Here is a 16,150-nt window from a genome sequence, read left to right as displayed (position 1 = left end):
CGTTACTCCTTCGAAGCGTTCGTGCCGCAGTTGGCGTCACGGAAATCGACGACATGGCCACTGTTGTATTTCGCAATGACGTTGTGGAACAGCTTCGGGTCCACCGACGAGAAATAGCGCACCGGCTCCTTCTCGCTCGGCTTCGCGACGACGCCGTAGTGGTCCATGTCGAGCCGGTCCGGCGACGCCTTGACCTTCTGCACCCAACCGTTGAAATCGGCCTGGCTCACGGCGAGCGTGCGGAACTTCATGTCCGAGAAGCCCTTGCCGCTGAAATTCGCCGACACGCCCGCGTAGTCACCCGGCGCGTCCGCGATCAGATGCACGCGCGTCTGCATGCCCGCCATCGCGTACACCTGCGTGCCGAGTTGCGGGATGAAGAACGAGTTCATCACCGAGTCGGACGTGATGTGGAAGTTGACGGGCGTGCCGACGGGCATCGCCAGCTGGTTCACCGACGCAATGCCGAGGTCGGGATAGATGAAGAGCCACTTCCAGTCGAGCGCGACCACTTCGACGTCGATCGGCTTGACGTTCGATTCGAGCGGCTTGTACGGATCGAGCTCGTGCGTGGTTCTCCACGTGAGGATGCCGAGGAACAGAATGATCAGCGCGGGTATCGTCCACACGACCACTTCGATCGCCGTGGAATGCGACCACTTCGGCGCGTAGGCCGCGTTCCGGTTCGACGCCCGATAGCGCCACGCGAACAATAACGTCAACAGAATGACGGGAATGACGACGATCAGCATCGTCCAGGTCGCCGTCGCTATCAGCGACTTTTCGGCGACCCCGACGCTGCCTTTCGGGTCAAGCACTTCAAGTTGACATCCCGTGAGAAACGCAGTCAGACCGATGCTGACCGGTATGAGGCAACCTCTGAAGGTTCTTTTGGCTAACATATTTGCCCAATGATCGTTGAACCACGCTATGCACGTGTGGGGTTTGCAAGGCAAAGTGCACAAGGTCTTATGTGCTCGGCGATTCTAGAGACGCGCCGTTTTTTAAATCGTGATCTCCATCAAGGACACGACCGGGAATGTGGTGTTAGGCGTGCGACCTGATGCCACACGGCCGATGCGCCGCGCGCGCCTTCTCCCGTCGCGGCGGGCCGTTTGCTCAGCGACGTAGAGATATTTCTTGACTCGTCTCAGTCTCGTGATCGCCTCGTTAGTCGCAAGCTTCACGCTTGTTTGCAATCCGGCTCATGCATGCGACACCTTCTTGTCAAATTTCGAAAAAACTATGGATAACTGATCACAATTTTGTCTTTTCGGATAAAGAATCGAGGTTCGAAGCGCTTGCCTTCGCATCGCAGTGGTCGCGCGATGACCCGACTGTCGCTCGCAAAAGCGCCTGTCCGTTCCCAACCTCCGCAAAGACACCACGATCATGAGAAAACTGTTGCCTCTCGTCACCTGCGCCTTGTCCCTTCGCTGCTGGCCGCCTGCTCGGGACTCGATCGTCAAAATGAAGAAGCGCTCAACCGGAAAGCCGGCATCGAAGTGACGCAGGTCAAGGACGGCGTGCAGGTGCGTCTGCCCGAGAAAGTCCTGTTCAACTTCAACGAGTCGAGCTTGCGCCGCGATTCCGAACCCGCCATCGCACGCGTCGTCATCGTGCTGAACCGCACGAAAAAGCCGATGATCGTCGAAGGCCATACGGATAACGTCGGCACGCGCGAATACAACCAGCAATTGTCGGAAGCGCGCGCAAAGACGGTTGCGGATGAACTTGAGCGCCGCGGCATAGGCGCTTCGCGCGTTTCATTGAAGGGCTACGCGTTCGACCGTCCCGTCTCGGACAACGACACGCCCGAAGGCCGCGCACGCAATCGGCGCACGGAGATCGTCGTGACGGGCGAATCGCTCGAAGCCGTGATGGGCAAGTGACCGACAGCGGTTCCGGCAGGCGTTTCCTGACGCCTGCTCTCCATCACTCATTCGTTCCCGTCGCGATGACGGTAAACATCTGTCAAGAATTCAGCGCGACGCCGGCACTTCGTCAACGCGAACTTTTCGAGACCGTTAGATTCCGTTCCTCGTGACGATTCAGGGTTGATCGTGCCGTTTATCCGCTACTTCGGAATGCTATTTATATCGGGTATGTGTGCCGCTTGCGCGCAAGACCCATCTGAGCACCCTTCATCCAATGCGAGCGTAACCGTCTCCGATTCGGCGCAGCGCATGTCTACCGCCGCTTCCGTCGATATTTCAGCAAGCGAGCCGCTCGCGCCGCCCATGGACATCGCGTTCAAATCTACGGCCGGTGCGCTGCAATCGGGCGATGCGTCGTGGTATGCATCGAAGTTTCACGGACGCCGCACCGCAAACGGAGAACGCTACGACCATCTGTCGATGACGGCCGCTCATCGCACGCTACCGTTCGGTTCGTACGTGCGCGTCACCCTGCTGGCAACGGAAAAGTCGGTCGTCGTGCGCATCAACGATCGCGGTCCGTTCGTGAATGGCCGCGTCATCGATCTCTCTTACGCCGCGGCGAAGGCACTAGGACTGACACACGCGCGATCGCGGCGCGTGCAGATCGAAAGGATCGGGAAGACAGGAGACAAATTGACGTCTGCCGACGGATCGGAATCTTGATCTGCCAGAAGTCTTGCGACCACGCTCGCGCGAGGCGGCATATCGAAAGGCGTCACGAATGGCGCGCACGCGTCCACCTCGTCACGCTAGTCCGCCGGCTCGCGCTGATGGCATGCGTGCTCGCACTGTATGCCGCCGACGTGTCAGCGGTTCAATCCCGTCCCGAGTCGACGATCGTCGTGCTGCCGTTGGAAAGTCTCACTGGCGTATCAGCGAAGCACGCCACCCAGGTTTATGCGCCGAAACCGATGCCTGCGCGCACGGCGCGGCACAAACGCCGAGCGGGCCACAAAACGGGCGCGCGTCGTCGCCCGGAAATGTACTATCGCTGGTCCACCGAACAACTGATGCTGGGTGGCGTCAATCCATCCGGAATCGGCACGGAAGCGGCCGGCGCGAGCCAAAGGCCGGCAACGGACAGCGCGGCTCGTGCCAGACAGAAGCCGCGCCCGTTGCACCGATCTTCTTGAGCCGACTCAGGCCGACGCGCCGCCGAACTTCACGACATCGAGAAGTGTCTTCTTCCGATTCTGATAGTGATACAGCGTAATCGCGCCTTCCTTCATGTCACCATGCGCATCGAATGCGATGTGGCCGATGACGCCGTTGTAGTCGGTGGCAGGGATCGCGTTCAGCACTTTCGCGGCATCCGTCGTATTGGCACGCTTCATCGCGTCTGCGACAACGTACACGGCGTCGTAGGCGAACGGCGCATTGAAGAGAATCGGCCCATTGAAGCGCGCCTCGAAGCGCTTTTCGAACTCAGCGCCCTTCGGCATGCGCGACACAGCGAGACTCGCTTCGGAACAAACGAGATTGTTCACCGCGTCGCCCGCGAGTTCCGCCACTTTCTCCGTGCACGCGCCATCGCCGCTCAGCACCTTGGCGGTCAAGCCAAGCGCGGCCGCCTGGCGGATGAACGGGCCGACGGTCGAATCCATGCCGCCGAACATGATGACGTCGGGATGAGCGCTTTTGATCGTGGTGAGAATGGCGCGGAAATCGGTGGCCTTGTCGGTCGTGGCCTCGCGCGCGACGATGCGGCCGCCGCCCGCCTGCGCCGCTTTCGCAAACTCGTCGGCGAGACCCTTGCCGTACGCCGTCGCATCGTCGACGATGGCTATCGACTTCGCATTCAGCGCCTTGAGCGCATAGTCGCCGAGCGCGGGCCCCTGTTGCGCATCCGTCGCGACCACGCGATACGCGCTCTTGTAGCCCTGTTTCGTATAGTCCGGGTTGGTCGACGACGGTGAAATCTCGACGATATTCGCATCGTTGTAGATGCGCGAGGCGGGAATCGAGACGCCGGAGTTCAGGTGGCCGATCACCGCGACGACATGCTCGTCGACGAACTTCTGCGCGATCTGCGTTCCCGTCTTCGGATCGGCTGCGTCGTCCTCGCCGTCGAGTTCCAGACGTACCTTGCGCCCGCCGATCACGAGCCCCGTCTGGTTGATCTCTTCCACGGCAAGACGCGCGCCGTTCTCGTTGTCCTTGCCGAGATGACTGCTGCCGCCTGTCAGCGGCCCGACATGGCCGATCTTCACCACATCTTCGTCAGCCGCTCCGGTTCCGGCGCCTTGAGCGGCAGCCTGAGACTGCGGCTCTTTCTTGCCGCAGCCTGTCAGCGTCAAAGTGGTCAGCGAGAGGCCGATCAACGTCAGTTTTGCGAGATTCTTCAACAGCTTTCTCCTCCATGAATTTCCGGTGAAATTGCAATCTTGATGTATGCACTGTTCGATTCGCATTCCGAACAGATAATCAAAAACGGTAGCACAGAGGATTGGCTGTTACTGTCAAGATTGGTCAATCGATCGAATGGCGAAGCGCCTTTATGTCAACGGCGCTCAAGGGAAAAGACGAATAGGTGATGGCGTGCATTCACGAAGCGTGAGGTTGCTCCGCTTGGGTACTGAGCGCGCTGGCTCATGCAGGAGGAGATCGGTTTTGCAACCGCTTCGACGACCAAGAATCTACTGCGGCACGCTATGCGATTCGTTCGCCTTTTCAGGAACATCGATTCCCCAGTCGCCCACTGTGTACCAGTCGTCGCCGAGCAGTTCGATCGGGTGTTGTGTTCTGCCGGACCCATTGCCGCACTGCATCGAATCGTTGGGGCAGTAATGATCGCATCCCCAGCAGATCCGTTCAGGATGCATCGGATGCAGTGGAAATTTCTTGGCCATGGTCGACTCGATGTGTGCAGGTCGGGAACATCAATGATGATAGTGTCCACCCCCGCAACGACCGTGCGACATGATTTCGCAGCTGTCGACGCCAGTCTTTCCAACGAGCGCGTTGGCGCGTCGGGCACGCGCAAACAAAAACGGGCTAGCCGAAGCTAGCCCGTCCACCTGCATCGATTCGGGGACCGTCGATCAAGCCTCGGCCAGTTCCGCCGCCTGCGCGTCTTCCGCATCGTCGACGCTCGTACGGATCAGGTGATCGAACGCCGCCAGCGATGCCTTCGCGCCTTCGCCCACGGCGATCACGATCTGCTTGAACGGCACCGTCGTCACGTCGCCTGCGGCAAATATGCCCGGCACCGAAGTGGCGCCCTTCGCATCGACGACGATCTCGCCTTGCTTCGACAGTTCGAGCGTGCCTTTCAGCCATTCGGTGTTCGGCACGAGACCGATCTGCACGAACACGCCTTCGAGCTCGACTTGCTTTGATTCGCCCGACGCGCGGTCCGTGTAGGTCAAGCCGTTGACCTTCTTGCCGTCGCCCGTGATCTGCGTCGTTTGCGCCTGCGTGACGACCGTCACGTTCGCGAGGCTGCGCAGCTTGCGTTGCAGCACTTCGTCCGCGCGCAGCGTTGCGCCGAATTCGATCAGCGTCACCTGGCTCACGATGCCCGCCAGATCGATCGCCGCTTCGACGCCCGAGTTGCCGCCGCCGATCACCGCGACGCGCTTGCCCTTGAAGAGCGGGCCGTCGCAGTGCGGACAATACGCGACACCGTGATTGCGATACTCGCGCTCGCCCGGCACGTTGATCTCGCGCCAGCGCGCGCCCGTCGCCAGCACGATCGTCTTCGCCTTCAGCACGGCGCCGCTCGCAAGACGCACTTCGTTGATGCGGCCAGGGATCAGCGCTTCGGCGCGCTGCACGTCCATGACGTCGACGTCATAGCTCTTCACGTGCTGTTCGAGCGCGGTGGCGAACTTCGGTCCTTCCGTTTCCTGCACCGAGACGAAGTTTTCGATCGCGAGCGTATCGAGCACCTGGCCGCCGAAGCGTTCTGCCACCACACCCGTCTTGATGCCCTTGCGCGCCGAATAGATCGCAGCCGCCGCACCCGCAGGACCGCCACCGACGATCAGCACGTCGAACACCGGCTTCTTCTCCAGTTCCTTCGCCGTGCGCGCGCCGGCGTTGGTGTCGAGCTTCGCGAGAATTTCCTTCACGCCGCTGCGGCCCTGGCCGAACACTTCGCCGTTCAGGAACATCGTCGGCACGGCCATGATCTGACGGGACTCGACTTCGTTCTGGAACAGCGCGCCGTCGATCGCCGTGTGGCGGATGCGCGGGTTGATCAGCGCCATGATGTTGAGCGCCTGCACGACTTCCGGACAGTTCTGGCACGACAGCGAAAAATACGTCTCGAACGCATAGTCGCCGTCGAGCTCGCGGATCTGCTGAATCACGGCATCGTCGAGCTTGATCGGATGGCCGCCCGTTTGCAGCAGCGCGAGCACGAGCGACGTGAACTCATGGCCCATCGGAATGCCGGCGAAGCGGATGCCAGCGGCCTTACCCGGCTCGCCGATCGAAAACGACGGCTTGCGCGCGTCGTCGCCGCGCCGCTCGATCACGTTCACGCGCGCCGACAGCGTTGCGATGTCGTTCAGCAGCGCGAGCAGTTCCTGCGACTTCGCGCTGTCGTCGACCGAAGCGACGATCTCGATGGGACGGCTGACTTTCTCGAGGTAGGCTTTGAGTTGGGTCTTCAGATTCGCGTCGAGCATGGTTTTTCGGGTCCGTGGCGAGATGGAACAGGTGTTTGAGTGTGCTGCGCGCTTTTTCGACGAAGCGGACGCGCGGCAGTAAAGCAGTTCGCAAGGCGTGACCTTGCGGACTGCTTCACGCGGCGCCACTTCATGAATGGCGCCGCTGAAAGCAGAGGTACAGCGAAGAGCGTGTGGCTTTTAGCGGATCGGCGGCTTAGATCTTGCCGACGAGGTCCAGCGACGGCGTCAGCGTCTCGGCGCCCGGCGTCCACTTGGCGGGGCAGACTTCGCCCGGATGCGCCGCGATGTATTGCGCAGCCTGCACCTTGCGCAGCAGCTCGCCTGCGTCACGGCCGATGCCGTTGTCGTGGATTTCGCACAGCTTGATCTCGCCTTCCGGGTTGATCACGAACGTGCCGCGCAGCGCAAGGCCTTCTTCTTCGATCAGCACGTCGAAGTTGCGCGAGATCGCGAGCGTCGGGTCGGCGATCATCGGGTACTTGATCTTCTCGATCGTGTCCGACGTGTCGTGCCATGCCTTGTGCGTGAAATGCGTATCCGTCGACACGCTGTAGATTTCAACGCCAATTTTCTTGAACTCTTCGTAGCGATCGGCCAGATCGCCCAGTTCGGTCGGGCACACGAACGTGAAGTCGGCCGGATAGAACACGACGACCGACCACTTGCCCTTGAAGCTCTCGTCGGTGACGGTCACGAAATCGCCGTTGTGGTATGCGGTGGCCTTGAACGGTTTGACCTGGGTGTTGATGATCGGCATCTGATGCGTCCTCTTCGGTTGAGTTGAGTTGGGTGCTGCGTTGGATTGAAGTATGAAGAAGACGCCGAATTTAATAAATTTGATTGTTACGATTAAATCAATTTAGATTTTCTATTGCCCGTCCGAATTCACCCTGAACGCCCGTCGCACAAGGGAAGCGCCCGGGGCGCACGCCTTCTGTCGCGGGTAGAATGACGGCAAAAAGTGTCCGCGCAGGGGTTTTCAGCTTGTCCGAGCTTCAGCAGGGGTTTCTCCTCACCCGTCATTGGCGCGATACGGCCGCCGGGACGGAAATCGAGTTCTGGCTCGCCACCGACGACGGTCCGCGCCACGTCCGCCTGCGCCCGCAGCCGTGCGTTGCATTCATTCCCGCCGCGCAGCGCGAGCGCGCGCAAGCCGTCTTGCATCGTGAGAAGAACGTCGAATTGCGCGAACTCGATCTGTGCGATTTCAACCATCGGCCGGTGCTGGGGCTGTATTGCCCGCAGTACCGGCAGCTCATCGCGCTCGAAAAGCGGCTGAAGCAAGGCGGCGTCGACGTGTACGAAGCCGACGTGTTTCCGCACGAGCGCTACATGATGGAGCGGTTCATCACCGCGCCCGTGCTGTTCGGCGGCGAGCCGAATCTCGCTGGCGGCCCGCTGCTGAACGCCGACATGAAGGCCGCGAGCGGCTATCGTCCGAAGCTCAAGCTCGTGTCGCTCGACATCGAAACCAGCGCGCGCGCCGAGCTGTATTCGATTGCGCTCGAAGGCTGCGGGCAGCGACAGGTGTACATGCTCGGGCCAAAGAATGCCGATGCGTCGGACCTCGACTTCGCGCTCGAGTATTGCGACACGCGCGCGCAACTGATCGAGCGGCTCGTCGAATGGTTCGAGCGGCATGATCCCGATGCGATCATCGGCTGGAATCTCGTGCGGTTCGATCTGAAGGTGCTGCGCGATACAGCGGAAGAACATGGCGTGCCGCTGCGTATCGGACGCGGCGGCGCCGTGATGGAATGGCGCGAGCACGGCCTCAAGCAGAATCATTTCTTCGCGGGCGCGGCGGGGCGGCTGATCATCGACGGCATCGAGGCGCTGCGCTCCGCGACGTGGAGCTTTCCGTCGTTCAGCCTCGAATACGTCGCGCAGGCAGTGCTCGGCGAGGGCAAGTCGATCGACAACCCGTACCAGCGGATGGACGAAATCCAGCGCCGCTTCGACGAAGACAAGCCCGCGCTAGCCCGCTACAACCTGAAGGACTGCGAGCTCGTCACGCGCATCTTCGAGAAGACGGAACTGCTGCCCTTCCTGCTCGAACGCGCGACCGTCACGGGACTGCCCGCCGATCGCAGCGGCGGATCGGTCGCCGCGTTCACGCATCTGTACATGCCGCGCATGCACCGGCTCGGCTACGTCGCGCCGAACCTCGGCGACGTCGCGGGCGCGGCGAGCCCCGGCGGCTTCGTGATGGATTCGAAGCCCGGCCTCTACGATTCGGTGCTCGTGCTCGACTACAAGAGCCTGTATCCGTCGATCATCCGCACGTTTCTGATCGATCCCGTCGGCCTCGTCGACGGCGCGCGCCATCCCGACGATGAGCATTCGGTGCCCGGCTTTCTCGGCGCGCGCTTTTCGCGCACGCGCCACTGCCTGCCGTCGATCGTCGCGCAAGTGTGGGAAGGACGCGAAGCCGCAAAGCGCGAGAAAAACAAGCCGCTGTCGCAAGCGCTAAAGATCATCATGAATGCGTTCTACGGCGTGCTCGGCTCGACGGGCTGCCGGTTTTTCGACCCGCGGCTCGCGTCGTCGATCACGATGCGCGGCCACGAGATCATGCATCGCACGCGCGAGCTGATCGAAGCGAGCGGCTACGAAGTCATCTACGGCGATACCGATTCGACCTTCGTTTGGCTCAGGCACGCGCATGACGAAGAAGACGCGGCGCGCATCGGGCGCGAGCTGGTCGGCAAAATCAACGCGTGGTGGCGCGATCACGTGCGCGAGCGCTTCGGACTGGAAAGCGCACTCGAACTTCAATTCGAGCGGCACTACCAGCGCTTTTTCATGCCGACCGTGCGCGGCGCGGAAGAAGGCAGCAAGAAGCGCTACGCGGGCCTGACGGTGGCCGTCGACGGCAGCGAGGAAGTCGTCTACAAGGGGCTCGAAACCGTGCGCACCGACTGGACGCCGCTCGCGCAGCGCTTCCAGCAGGAACTGTATCTGCGCATCTTCAAGCAGCAGCCGTATCGCGACTATGTGCGCGATTACGTGCGGCGCACGCTCGCGGGCGAGTTCGACGATCTGCTCGTCTATCGCAAGCGGCTGCGCCGGCCGCTCTCCGATTACGAACGCAACGTGCCGCCGCACGTGCGCGCCGCGCGCACCGCCGACGAATTCAACCGGCAGCGCGGCCGCCCGTTGCAGTATCAGAACGGCGGCTGGATCAGCTACGTGATGACGAGCGGCGGCCCCGAGCCGCTCGAAACGCTGCGCTCGGACATCGATTACGAGCACTACCTGACGCGTCAGCTCCAGCCCGTCGCCGATGCGATCCTGCCGTTGCTGCGCGACGATTTCACAACGCTCGCGTCAGGCCAGCGACAGCTCTTTTAGGCCGCTTTTCAGGCCGCTTTTCAGGCCGCTTTCAGGCCGTCTGCTCGACGGGCGTCACGGTCAGTTCGACGCGCTGCGTGCCGCGCAGCACGCTCACGTTCACCGCGCGGCCGATCTTCGTGCCGTCGAGCGCGCGCTGCAACGTATCGACGCCATCGACGATCTGCCCGTCGATCGCGACAATCGTATCGTCGGTGCGCAGGCCGCCCGACGCGGCGGGACTGCCCTTGACGATCTCCATCACGCGCACGCCGCTGTCCGAGGTCAGATCGAAATAGCGCTGCACGCGGCGCGGCAATGCCATCGTCGTCCCGGCCACGCCAATGTACGCGCGTCGCACGCGGCCATGCGCGAAGATCTGCATGATGACCCACTTGGCCGTGTCGATGGCCGTCGCGAAGCTGATCGACTGAGCGCCCGGAATGATCGCCGTGTTCACGCCGATGACCTGCCCCGCCGAATTGATCAGCGGACCGCCCGAGTTGCCGGGATTCAGCGCAGCGTCCGTCTGGATCACGTCGTAAATCATGCGGCCTGAATTCGAACGCAGCGAGCGGCCGAGCGCCGACACGACGCCTGCCGTGACCGTCTGTTCGAGCCCGAGCGGATTGCCGACGGCAATCGCAATCTGCCCGACGCGCAATTTCCCCGATTCGCCGAGCGTGACATGCGGCAGCGGCTCCGGCGAGCCGATGCGCAGCACGGCCAGATCGCTGTGCGGATCGTCGCCGACGAGATCGGCGTCGAACCTGGTGCCGTCGGCGAGCTGCACGCGGATATGCGTCGCGCCGTGCACCACGTGGCTGTTGGTGAGCAGATAGCCGTCGGGCGTGAAGATGAAACCGGAGCCGGTGCCCGCGCGCGCGTGGCGCTCGGGCGCGCCCGGCACGCGGCGCTCGACGGTGATGAAGACGACGGCTGCCCGCACCCGTTCGAGCGCATCGATGACGGTGCGCGAATAGGCGTCGAGGAGTGCGTCGTCGTCGGACGATCCGGGGGCGGCGGCGTTCAACGCGGCGCCCGACATATCGTCGATAAAACGGGGACGGCTTCCCATGAAAAGGCTCCGGATTGGCGAGAGCCAGACATGCAGGGCGAGCAAGCCGTTTTCAAGCGGACGCGGCCGACGTCGGAACCGGCCGCGAGCGTGGGAATGGCGAATTGGAGGCCGATGCGGCGTCAGTTCGCGGCGTCAGTGCGGGGTGTCAGATGAGCTTCAGATTGCGAATGCGGCCGATGCGCGGCGAGCGTTCGAGAATCAGCTTCTCGATGACTTCGGGCAGCAGCGCCCGTGGAACATTCGACGGCACATCCGACACCAGTTGCGCCGGCACATTCACGATGAAGTCGTCGGGGGCGGTGGCGAGGCTGTGCTCGTAGGTAACGCGGTAGTCCATGCTCAGTGTGAAAACGTTGGTGGCGTTGCGAAGTCGTTGCGTGGGGAGAACCGGGTATGTCGGGCGTTCCCGGCCTCCGTGATCGTACCTCAGACGCAGCCGCGCCGCCGTCATGTGCGCGCATGCAACAGTGGCGCCGAACGCCCGATGCGGACCGTTCACTTATGCGCGATTCGTTTCACATTCCTCCAGTGCGATCGCACGCGGCGCATCGGCGCAATTGGCGTATGCGGCACGCCGCTTACCGGTGCCAGCCGCCGCCATGGCCCCATCCGCCGTGGCCCCAGCAGCAGCTATAGCCGACGCCGACGCTAACCGACGGTGCCGCGTAATATCCCGGCGCGTAGCCATAGCCGTAGTCCGGCGCATACGCATAGCCATAGGGCGGCGCGACGACGCAGCCCCCCAGCCCGATCGTCGCGGTGACGACGGCTGCCAGCGTCAGTAATTTTTTCATCATCGTTCTCCTTCTCCTTTCTGGCATTGGAGCAGACGCTGCACAAACTGTTCGCAAGCAGTTGTGACCGCACATTACGGCACGCCCACGGAGCGGGCCCGCGAGCCATGCACTATGACCCGCGCAATAACGGGCGGCGCCGCAACCCAGGGCCAGCCCTTGCAGACCGCGCGATAACAGTTGCTTACTATTCGTCCGAAGCGCAAAGAGAGTGTTGAGTGCGCGTAGCTGGATAATCGCAGCGCGATCATCTGCCTGCTCGCGGCCCGATTGGTCAGCGGAATGCGAGGTCGGCGCGGTGATGCCGGAATGAGTCGAAAACCGGCCTCTGTTCGACGAATTGAAAAGGAGTCCCACGGCGCACACTTCAATCGTGCTGGTGCACCGAGGAGCCTGAGATGTCTTACCGATACAACAGAAATCTTGAGTTCGAGACCGGCTCGCCGGAAGCCTCGGGGCCGGAATGCAACAGCGGGTCGGCGTTCGCGCCGGAAGACCTGATGCGTGGCCTGCAACTCGCCTCGGACACCGTGCTGCGCCTTGCCACCCAGACGCACGCCGCCGTGTCGCGCGGCGACGAGGCGAGCGCGGAACTGGCGCGCATGTCGCTGGAAAAGCAGCTCGAACTGACCACTCGTCTGATCGACGAGCTTCTGTTCGACGGCCAGGCGCGTCACACCATGCATTGACCGGCAGCTATCGCAGCCCGACGGGCAGTACGTAACCGCAGTCCTGTTTTACTGGAATGATCTGAAATGAGCGCTTTGACCGTTATTTTTTCCGTCTGGACCCTGGTGGCGTTGTGCGCGGTCTTCTTCATCCGTGGCGCGAGCGCGCGTATCCAACAGCCCGTCGAGGTGAAGCCGGCGCAGCCCTCGCGCTACTCGATCGTCGAGTAACGCTTGCATCAATCCGGCGAGGGCGCCCGCTGACGCCCTCGCCGCTCCTTTCGCTTTCCCGCTTTCGCTAGCCGTCGCCCGCAGCGACGGCAGCCACGCCCCCTTCCCGCGCAGCAGGACCCGGCCGACGCAAACGCTCGACGGCGATTTGCCGTCGCTGCACACCGTCCTGAAACGCATCGCGCATGTCGCGGATATCGCAGTCGATGGAATCGGCGCGCTCTGCGTCGATCAGGCGCGCTTTATTCTTGTCATCCATGTCACGTTTGCCCGGGCTGTCGAACACAGTTCAAACGCTGACGCCTTTCGATCCGCAAGCGAATGAACCGCGGCGATAGCGGTCCATTCGCGACTTCTTTTATTGCGCGCCGACTTCGAAAGAGTCCACGCGATCGCGATAGAACGCGACATGTTCCTTGATCGATGCAACGGCATCGTAGGGGCTCTCGTAAGTCCACACGGCATTCACCGAACGCTCGCCGCCGATGGGAATGCTGTAGTAGCTGCACTCGCCCTTGTACGGACAGTAAGTTGAATGATCGCTGCGTTCGAGGAGCGACATGTCCACATCCTTGCGCGGAATGTAGAGCACCTCGGGATAGGACGCTTCGTGAAAGGAAAGCGCATCGTTGCTGTCGGCGATCTTGCGCCCCGCCACGGACACGACGACGCGCGATCCGCTCTTTGCAATCGTGATGGGATGATCGGGGCCGGGAACCTTCACTGTCTTGTCCATAACGGTCGTGTCCTTGCGATGAGATGAGCTCGTGGCGAAGCGCCAAGGCGTGAATCGAGTATGGACGCCCGCATTTCGAAGTCAAGGCAAGACCCTGCTGGACGTAGCTGCTATGGCGCGCATCTGCCCGATTCACGCACGATCCGTGTGCATATGCATCGACGGAATCGCACGACGGGCAAGCGATTGCACGCTGCCGCACGTCAAAGCGCTCTCATTGTTTGAATTAGATAAATTGAGTGTTCATTTTCGCGGCATTTATCCCACGATGCCGAGCCGTTAGCATCCTCGCCATATGACCGGCCATTTTTGCCGGCCGTGACAAGCTTATCGCTACGCTGTCTTGCAGCGTGCAGCCGCTCCGTTCGTTCGCCGCCAGGGCGCAACGACGCGCGGCGCATGCGTTTTCGCCCGCGCGCAAGCGGCCGCCAGGAATAGAACGTAAGGGTTCTGTCTTTGCAATATGGCCGCTTCGAAGGGCCGTGCTTTGAAGAGGAGTCGACGTGAGCAGGATTGGAACTGCAACTGGTACTACGGCCGAACCCAGGCGCCCCGCCCACGCAAACCGGCACAACAGTACCGAAGTCGAACTGGGCCGCACACAGGCGCTTTATGCCGACGTAGGACGCGAGGCGGCAAGCGGCGGCTCGGCGCCCGCGAAGCCCGCTCTGTGCGACCCGTGGACGGCGACCATCTCGCGGCTAGGCAAGTCGCCTTCGCAGGACACCAGGGCCGCATCGTCCGACAAATGCGACAACGGCGCCTGCGCGGCGCGCGCGGCACGACGCACGGCGAATGCCGAGCGCGCGCGATCGCAGGCGGCATCGGACGAGCACAGCGCTGCCGTCATCACATTCGTCGAACGTTTCGGCGCGAAGTCGGTTTCGATCACGTGGCGCGATTCGACGGCCGGGCGCTACACCGAACAGTTGTGGGTGCGCCGCATTGCGCGCTCGCGCGGCGTGTGCGCGTTGACAGGTGCGGAGATCGTGCGCGGCGATGCTGTGTATGGACCGTTCAGCCGTCCTTCGAGCCGTCCGCGCAACATGTCGCAGATGATTCTCGCCACACTGCTCGACGACCTCGAGTGATGCGACGGCTTCTCTCTTGGTCGAAGAAAGAGGCCTGCCCTTCGGAACGTTGCGCGCGCAGCGGTCCGTAATCGCTTTCAATCCGCATGAGCAACGATGCGGCACAGTGATTGCGGATCGGCGGCACGCGGCAGCGAATCGTACAATGTGCGCGCCCTGTCCTCGTCCTCGATCGTTCTCACGCCATCATGCTTTCGCACGAACCGCTTCAGAAGCTCGACGTCATTGCGCCGGATCAGATCGGCGCGCATCTTCCCGCGCACGTCGCCGCATCGATCGCAAGCCGCGACATCGTCGTGTTCTCCGTCACCGACGATGCCTCGGATACCGCCGACTTCAGCGTCCGCTACGGCTTTCCGATGGAAGACTGCGCGAACACGATCGTCGTTCGCTACAAGAAAGATGGCGGCGAGCATCTGGCCGCGCTTGTGACGCTCGGCTCGCTGCGCCTCGATGTGAACGGCGCAGTGAAAGCGGCACTCGGCGCGAAGCGCATTTCGTTCGCGCAGCGCGAGGTCGCGACGGAACAGAGCGCGATGGAGTTCGGCGGCATTACCGCATTCGGTTTGCCCGCGAGCTGGCGCATTCTCGTCGATGCCGACGTGATGGAACGTCAGCAGGTCGTGATGGGCGCAGGCGTTCGCAAGGCGAAACTGTTGCTCGCGCCCGCCGTGCTCGAGCGACTCGACGCGGTTGAGATTGCGCAATTGACGTTGCCGCCTGGCGAGACTGCGTGACGCGCAATTCAACCGGTCGAATCTGCAACGTTATTCCGGCAGGCAGACGCGAGCGCTTTCGCGCACTGACGGCAAACTGCATTCAGTGCGCTGCGCGTTCAGTCCGTCCATCCATTTGCAATCGAACGACTCACGATCGGCTGCAAATCGGCTGCAAATCGGCTGCGATCGGCTGCAATCGGCTGCAATCGGCTGCAATAAGAACGACGCTCAGCCAAACAGCTTCGCGGCCGTCTTCGCGACAATCGCGCCCTGATGCCGCGCGCCTTCGAGATCGATTGCGCTGGGTTGGCGCGAGCCGTCTCCCGATGCAATCGTCGTTGCGCCATACGGCGCGCCGCCGACGATCTCCGTCATGTTCATCATCCCCTGGTGGCTGTACGGCAAGCCCACGATGATCAGCCCGAGGTGCATCAGGTTCGTGATGACCGAGAAGAGCGTCGTCTCCTGCCCGCCGTGCTGCGTCGCCGTCGATGCGAACGCCGCGCCGACTTTGCCGTTCAGCGCGCCGCGCATCCACAGTCCGCCCGTCTGGTCGAGAAACGCAGCCATTTGCGACGAGATGCGTCCATAACGCGTCGGCGTGCCGACGACGATCGCATCGTAGTGCTCGAGGTCGGCCACCGTCGCGACGGGCGCCTGCTGATCGAGCTTGAAGTGCGCATTCTTCGCGACTTCTTCGGGGACGGTCTCCGGCACGCGCTTGATGTCGACCTGCGCGCCCGCGCCGCGCGCGCCTTCTGCCACTGCTTCGGCCATCTTTTCGATGTGCCCGTATGACGAGTAGTAAAGAACGAGAACCTTGGCCATTGCGATCTCCTGAGTAGAAAAGCGAAGCCATCGCGCTTCGCGTTGATAAGCAGGCATGTCACCTTGCCGTGCCGCTCACGATACCCGGACGC

The 16,150-nt window shown here is 62.2% G+C and carries 19 protein-coding genes; 8 read left to right on the top strand and 11 right to left on the bottom strand.

Annotated features, from left to right (window positions below; genetic code table 11):
* Nucleotides 1-2: 2 nt before the first annotated feature.
* A complete protein-coding gene (cyoA, locus tag AABE10_RS20165) occupies nt 3-902 on the bottom strand; it encodes a ubiquinol oxidase subunit II (RefSeq protein WP_342935017.1) in 900 nt (299 codons plus the stop codon).
* A gap of 426 nt (nt 903-1,328) precedes the next feature.
* Here cyoA and AABE10_RS20160 point away from each other — a divergent pair, with 426 nt between their 5' ends.
* From AABE10_RS20160 to AABE10_RS20150, 3 genes are all read left to right on the top strand, one after another.
* Entirely contained in the window at nt 1,329-1,892 is a 564-nt protein-coding gene (locus tag AABE10_RS20160; RefSeq protein WP_342935016.1) for an OmpA family protein, read from the top strand.
* A 294-nt stretch (nt 1,893-2,186) separates the two neighbouring features.
* The gene (locus AABE10_RS20155) at nt 2,187-2,603 is read left to right on the top strand and encodes a septal ring lytic transglycosylase RlpA family protein (RefSeq protein ID WP_428983359.1); all 417 of its coding nucleotides are present in this window, start codon (nt 2,187-2,189) and stop codon (nt 2,601-2,603) included.
* Between the two features lie 107 nt (nt 2,604-2,710).
* Nucleotides 2,711-3,073: a hypothetical protein gene (locus tag AABE10_RS20150; RefSeq protein WP_342935015.1), complete on the top strand. Its 363-nt coding sequence runs from the start codon at nt 2,711-2,713 to the stop codon at nt 3,071-3,073.
* A gap of 6 nt (nt 3,074-3,079) precedes the next feature.
* Here the strand turns inward: AABE10_RS20150 and AABE10_RS20145 are convergent, their stop codons facing one another.
* The 4 genes from AABE10_RS20145 to ahpC all read right to left on the bottom strand — a co-directional run bounded on the left by AABE10_RS20145 (nt 3,080) and on the right by ahpC (nt 7,334).
* Nucleotides 3,080-4,288: a branched-chain amino acid ABC transporter substrate-binding protein gene (locus tag AABE10_RS20145; RefSeq protein WP_428983366.1), complete on the bottom strand. Its 1,209-nt coding sequence runs from the start codon at nt 4,286-4,288 to the stop codon at nt 3,080-3,082.
* 288 nt (nt 4,289-4,576) lie between these two features.
* Nucleotides 4,577-4,789: a DUF3079 domain-containing protein gene (locus tag AABE10_RS20140; RefSeq protein WP_342935014.1), complete on the bottom strand. Its 213-nt coding sequence runs from the start codon at nt 4,787-4,789 to the stop codon at nt 4,577-4,579.
* A 192-nt stretch (nt 4,790-4,981) separates the two neighbouring features.
* Complete coding sequence (gene ahpF, locus AABE10_RS20135) at nt 4,982-6,574, bottom strand: alkyl hydroperoxide reductase subunit F (protein ID WP_342935013.1); 1,593 nt, start codon at nt 6,572-6,574, stop codon at nt 4,982-4,984.
* Nucleotides 6,575-6,770: 196 nt separating this feature from the next.
* Nucleotides 6,771-7,334, bottom strand: a complete 564-nt coding sequence (gene ahpC, locus AABE10_RS20130) for an alkyl hydroperoxide reductase subunit C (RefSeq protein ID WP_152755769.1) — start codon at nt 7,332-7,334, stop codon at nt 6,771-6,773.
* Between the two features lie 227 nt (nt 7,335-7,561).
* On the opposite strand from ahpC, the gene AABE10_RS20125 reads away from it, so the two are divergent.
* Nucleotides 7,562-9,931: a DNA polymerase II gene (locus AABE10_RS20125; RefSeq protein WP_342935012.1), complete on the top strand. Its 2,370-nt coding sequence runs from the start codon at nt 7,562-7,564 to the stop codon at nt 9,929-9,931.
* 31 nt (nt 9,932-9,962) lie between these two features.
* Here AABE10_RS20125 and AABE10_RS20120 read toward each other — a convergent pair whose 3' ends face one another.
* From AABE10_RS20120 to AABE10_RS20110, 3 genes are all read right to left on the bottom strand, one after another.
* Entirely contained in the window at nt 9,963-10,988 is a 1,026-nt protein-coding gene (locus AABE10_RS20120; RefSeq protein ID WP_342935011.1) for a S1C family serine protease, read from the bottom strand.
* Between the two features lie 148 nt (nt 10,989-11,136).
* Nucleotides 11,137-11,328 (bottom strand): hypothetical protein, encoded by a 192-nt coding sequence (locus AABE10_RS20115; protein WP_342935010.1) that lies wholly within the window; start codon nt 11,326-11,328, stop codon nt 11,137-11,139.
* A gap of 241 nt (nt 11,329-11,569) precedes the next feature.
* Nucleotides 11,570-11,785, bottom strand: coding sequence for a hypothetical protein (locus AABE10_RS20110; protein WP_342935009.1), 216 nt, complete (start codon nt 11,783-11,785; stop codon nt 11,570-11,572).
* Between the two features lie 398 nt (nt 11,786-12,183).
* Between AABE10_RS20110 and AABE10_RS20105 the strand changes: the two genes are divergently transcribed.
* Nucleotides 12,184-12,474: a hypothetical protein gene (locus AABE10_RS20105; RefSeq protein ID WP_342935008.1), complete on the top strand. Its 291-nt coding sequence runs from the start codon at nt 12,184-12,186 to the stop codon at nt 12,472-12,474.
* Between the two features lie 66 nt (nt 12,475-12,540).
* Nucleotides 12,541-12,684 (top strand): hypothetical protein, encoded by a 144-nt coding sequence (locus AABE10_RS20100; protein ID WP_342935007.1) that lies wholly within the window; start codon nt 12,541-12,543, stop codon nt 12,682-12,684.
* 67 nt (nt 12,685-12,751) lie between these two features.
* Here AABE10_RS20100 and AABE10_RS20095 read toward each other — a convergent pair whose 3' ends face one another.
* Together AABE10_RS20095 and AABE10_RS20090 are read right to left on the bottom strand one after the other, a co-directional pair.
* Complete coding sequence (locus tag AABE10_RS20095) at nt 12,752-12,970, bottom strand: hypothetical protein (RefSeq protein ID WP_342935006.1); 219 nt, start codon at nt 12,968-12,970, stop codon at nt 12,752-12,754.
* Nucleotides 12,971-13,042: 72 nt separating this feature from the next.
* Nucleotides 13,043-13,420, bottom strand: coding sequence for a DUF427 domain-containing protein (locus tag AABE10_RS20090; protein ID WP_342935005.1), 378 nt, complete (start codon nt 13,418-13,420; stop codon nt 13,043-13,045).
* 503 nt (nt 13,421-13,923) lie between these two features.
* On the opposite strand from AABE10_RS20090, the gene AABE10_RS20085 reads away from it, so the two are divergent.
* Entirely contained in the window at nt 13,924-14,511 is a 588-nt protein-coding gene (locus AABE10_RS20085; RefSeq protein ID WP_342935004.1) for a DUF3331 domain-containing protein, read from the top strand.
* Between the two features lie 188 nt (nt 14,512-14,699).
* A complete protein-coding gene (locus AABE10_RS20080) occupies nt 14,700-15,248 on the top strand; it encodes a YbaK/EbsC family protein (protein WP_342935003.1) in 549 nt (182 codons plus the stop codon).
* Nucleotides 15,249-15,458: 210 nt separating this feature from the next.
* Here the strand turns inward: AABE10_RS20080 and wrbA are convergent, their stop codons facing one another.
* On the bottom strand, nt 15,459-16,058 hold the full coding sequence (gene wrbA, locus AABE10_RS20075) for an NAD(P)H:quinone oxidoreductase (protein WP_342935002.1): 600 nt from the start codon (nt 16,056-16,058) through the stop codon (nt 15,459-15,461).
* Between the last annotated feature and the right edge of the window lie 92 nt (nt 16,059-16,150).

It is taken from the genome of Paraburkholderia diazotrophica (assembly GCF_038900755.1).
Classification (GTDB): domain Bacteria; phylum Pseudomonadota; class Gammaproteobacteria; order Burkholderiales; family Burkholderiaceae; genus Paraburkholderia; species Paraburkholderia diazotrophica_A.
The sequence above is the reverse complement of the archived record's forward strand: the minus strand, read 5'-3'. Positions and strand labels throughout refer to the sequence as shown.

Bases quoted from the DNA above. Each gene is read 5' to 3' on its own strand.
- cyoA (WP_342935017.1), bottom strand. From the start codon at position 902: ATGTTAGCCAAAAGAACCTTCAGAGGTTGCCTCATACCGGTCAGCATC.
- AABE10_RS20160 (WP_342935016.1), top strand. From the start codon at position 1,329: ATGACCCGACTGTCGCTCGCAAAAGCGCCTGTCCGTTCCCAACCTCCG.
- AABE10_RS20155 (WP_428983359.1), top strand. From the start codon at position 2,187: ATGTCTACCGCCGCTTCCGTCGATATTTCAGCAAGCGAGCCGCTCGCG.
- AABE10_RS20150 (WP_342935015.1), top strand. From the start codon at position 2,711: ATGGCATGCGTGCTCGCACTGTATGCCGCCGACGTGTCAGCGGTTCAA.
- AABE10_RS20140 (WP_342935014.1), bottom strand. From the start codon at position 4,789: ATGGCCAAGAAATTTCCACTGCATCCGATGCATCCTGAACGGATCTGC.
- ahpF (WP_342935013.1), bottom strand. From the start codon at position 6,574: ATGCTCGACGCGAATCTGAAGACCCAACTCAAAGCCTACCTCGAGAAA.
- ahpC (WP_152755769.1), bottom strand. From the start codon at position 7,334: ATGCCGATCATCAACACCCAGGTCAAACCGTTCAAGGCCACCGCATAC.
- AABE10_RS20120 (WP_342935011.1), bottom strand. From the start codon at position 10,988: ATGGGAAGCCGTCCCCGTTTTATCGACGATATGTCGGGCGCCGCGTTG.
- AABE10_RS20115 (WP_342935010.1), bottom strand. From the start codon at position 11,328: ATGGACTACCGCGTTACCTACGAGCACAGCCTCGCCACCGCCCCCGAC.
- AABE10_RS20110 (WP_342935009.1), bottom strand. From the start codon at position 11,785: ATGAAAAAATTACTGACGCTGGCAGCCGTCGTCACCGCGACGATCGGG.
- AABE10_RS20105 (WP_342935008.1), top strand. From the start codon at position 12,184: ATGTCTTACCGATACAACAGAAATCTTGAGTTCGAGACCGGCTCGCCG.
- AABE10_RS20100 (WP_342935007.1), top strand. From the start codon at position 12,541: ATGAGCGCTTTGACCGTTATTTTTTCCGTCTGGACCCTGGTGGCGTTG.
- AABE10_RS20090 (WP_342935005.1), bottom strand. From the start codon at position 13,420: ATGGACAAGACAGTGAAGGTTCCCGGCCCCGATCATCCCATCACGATT.
- AABE10_RS20080 (WP_342935003.1), top strand. From the start codon at position 14,700: ATGCTTTCGCACGAACCGCTTCAGAAGCTCGACGTCATTGCGCCGGAT.
- wrbA (WP_342935002.1), bottom strand. From the start codon at position 16,058: ATGGCCAAGGTTCTCGTTCTTTACTACTCGTCATACGGGCACATCGAA.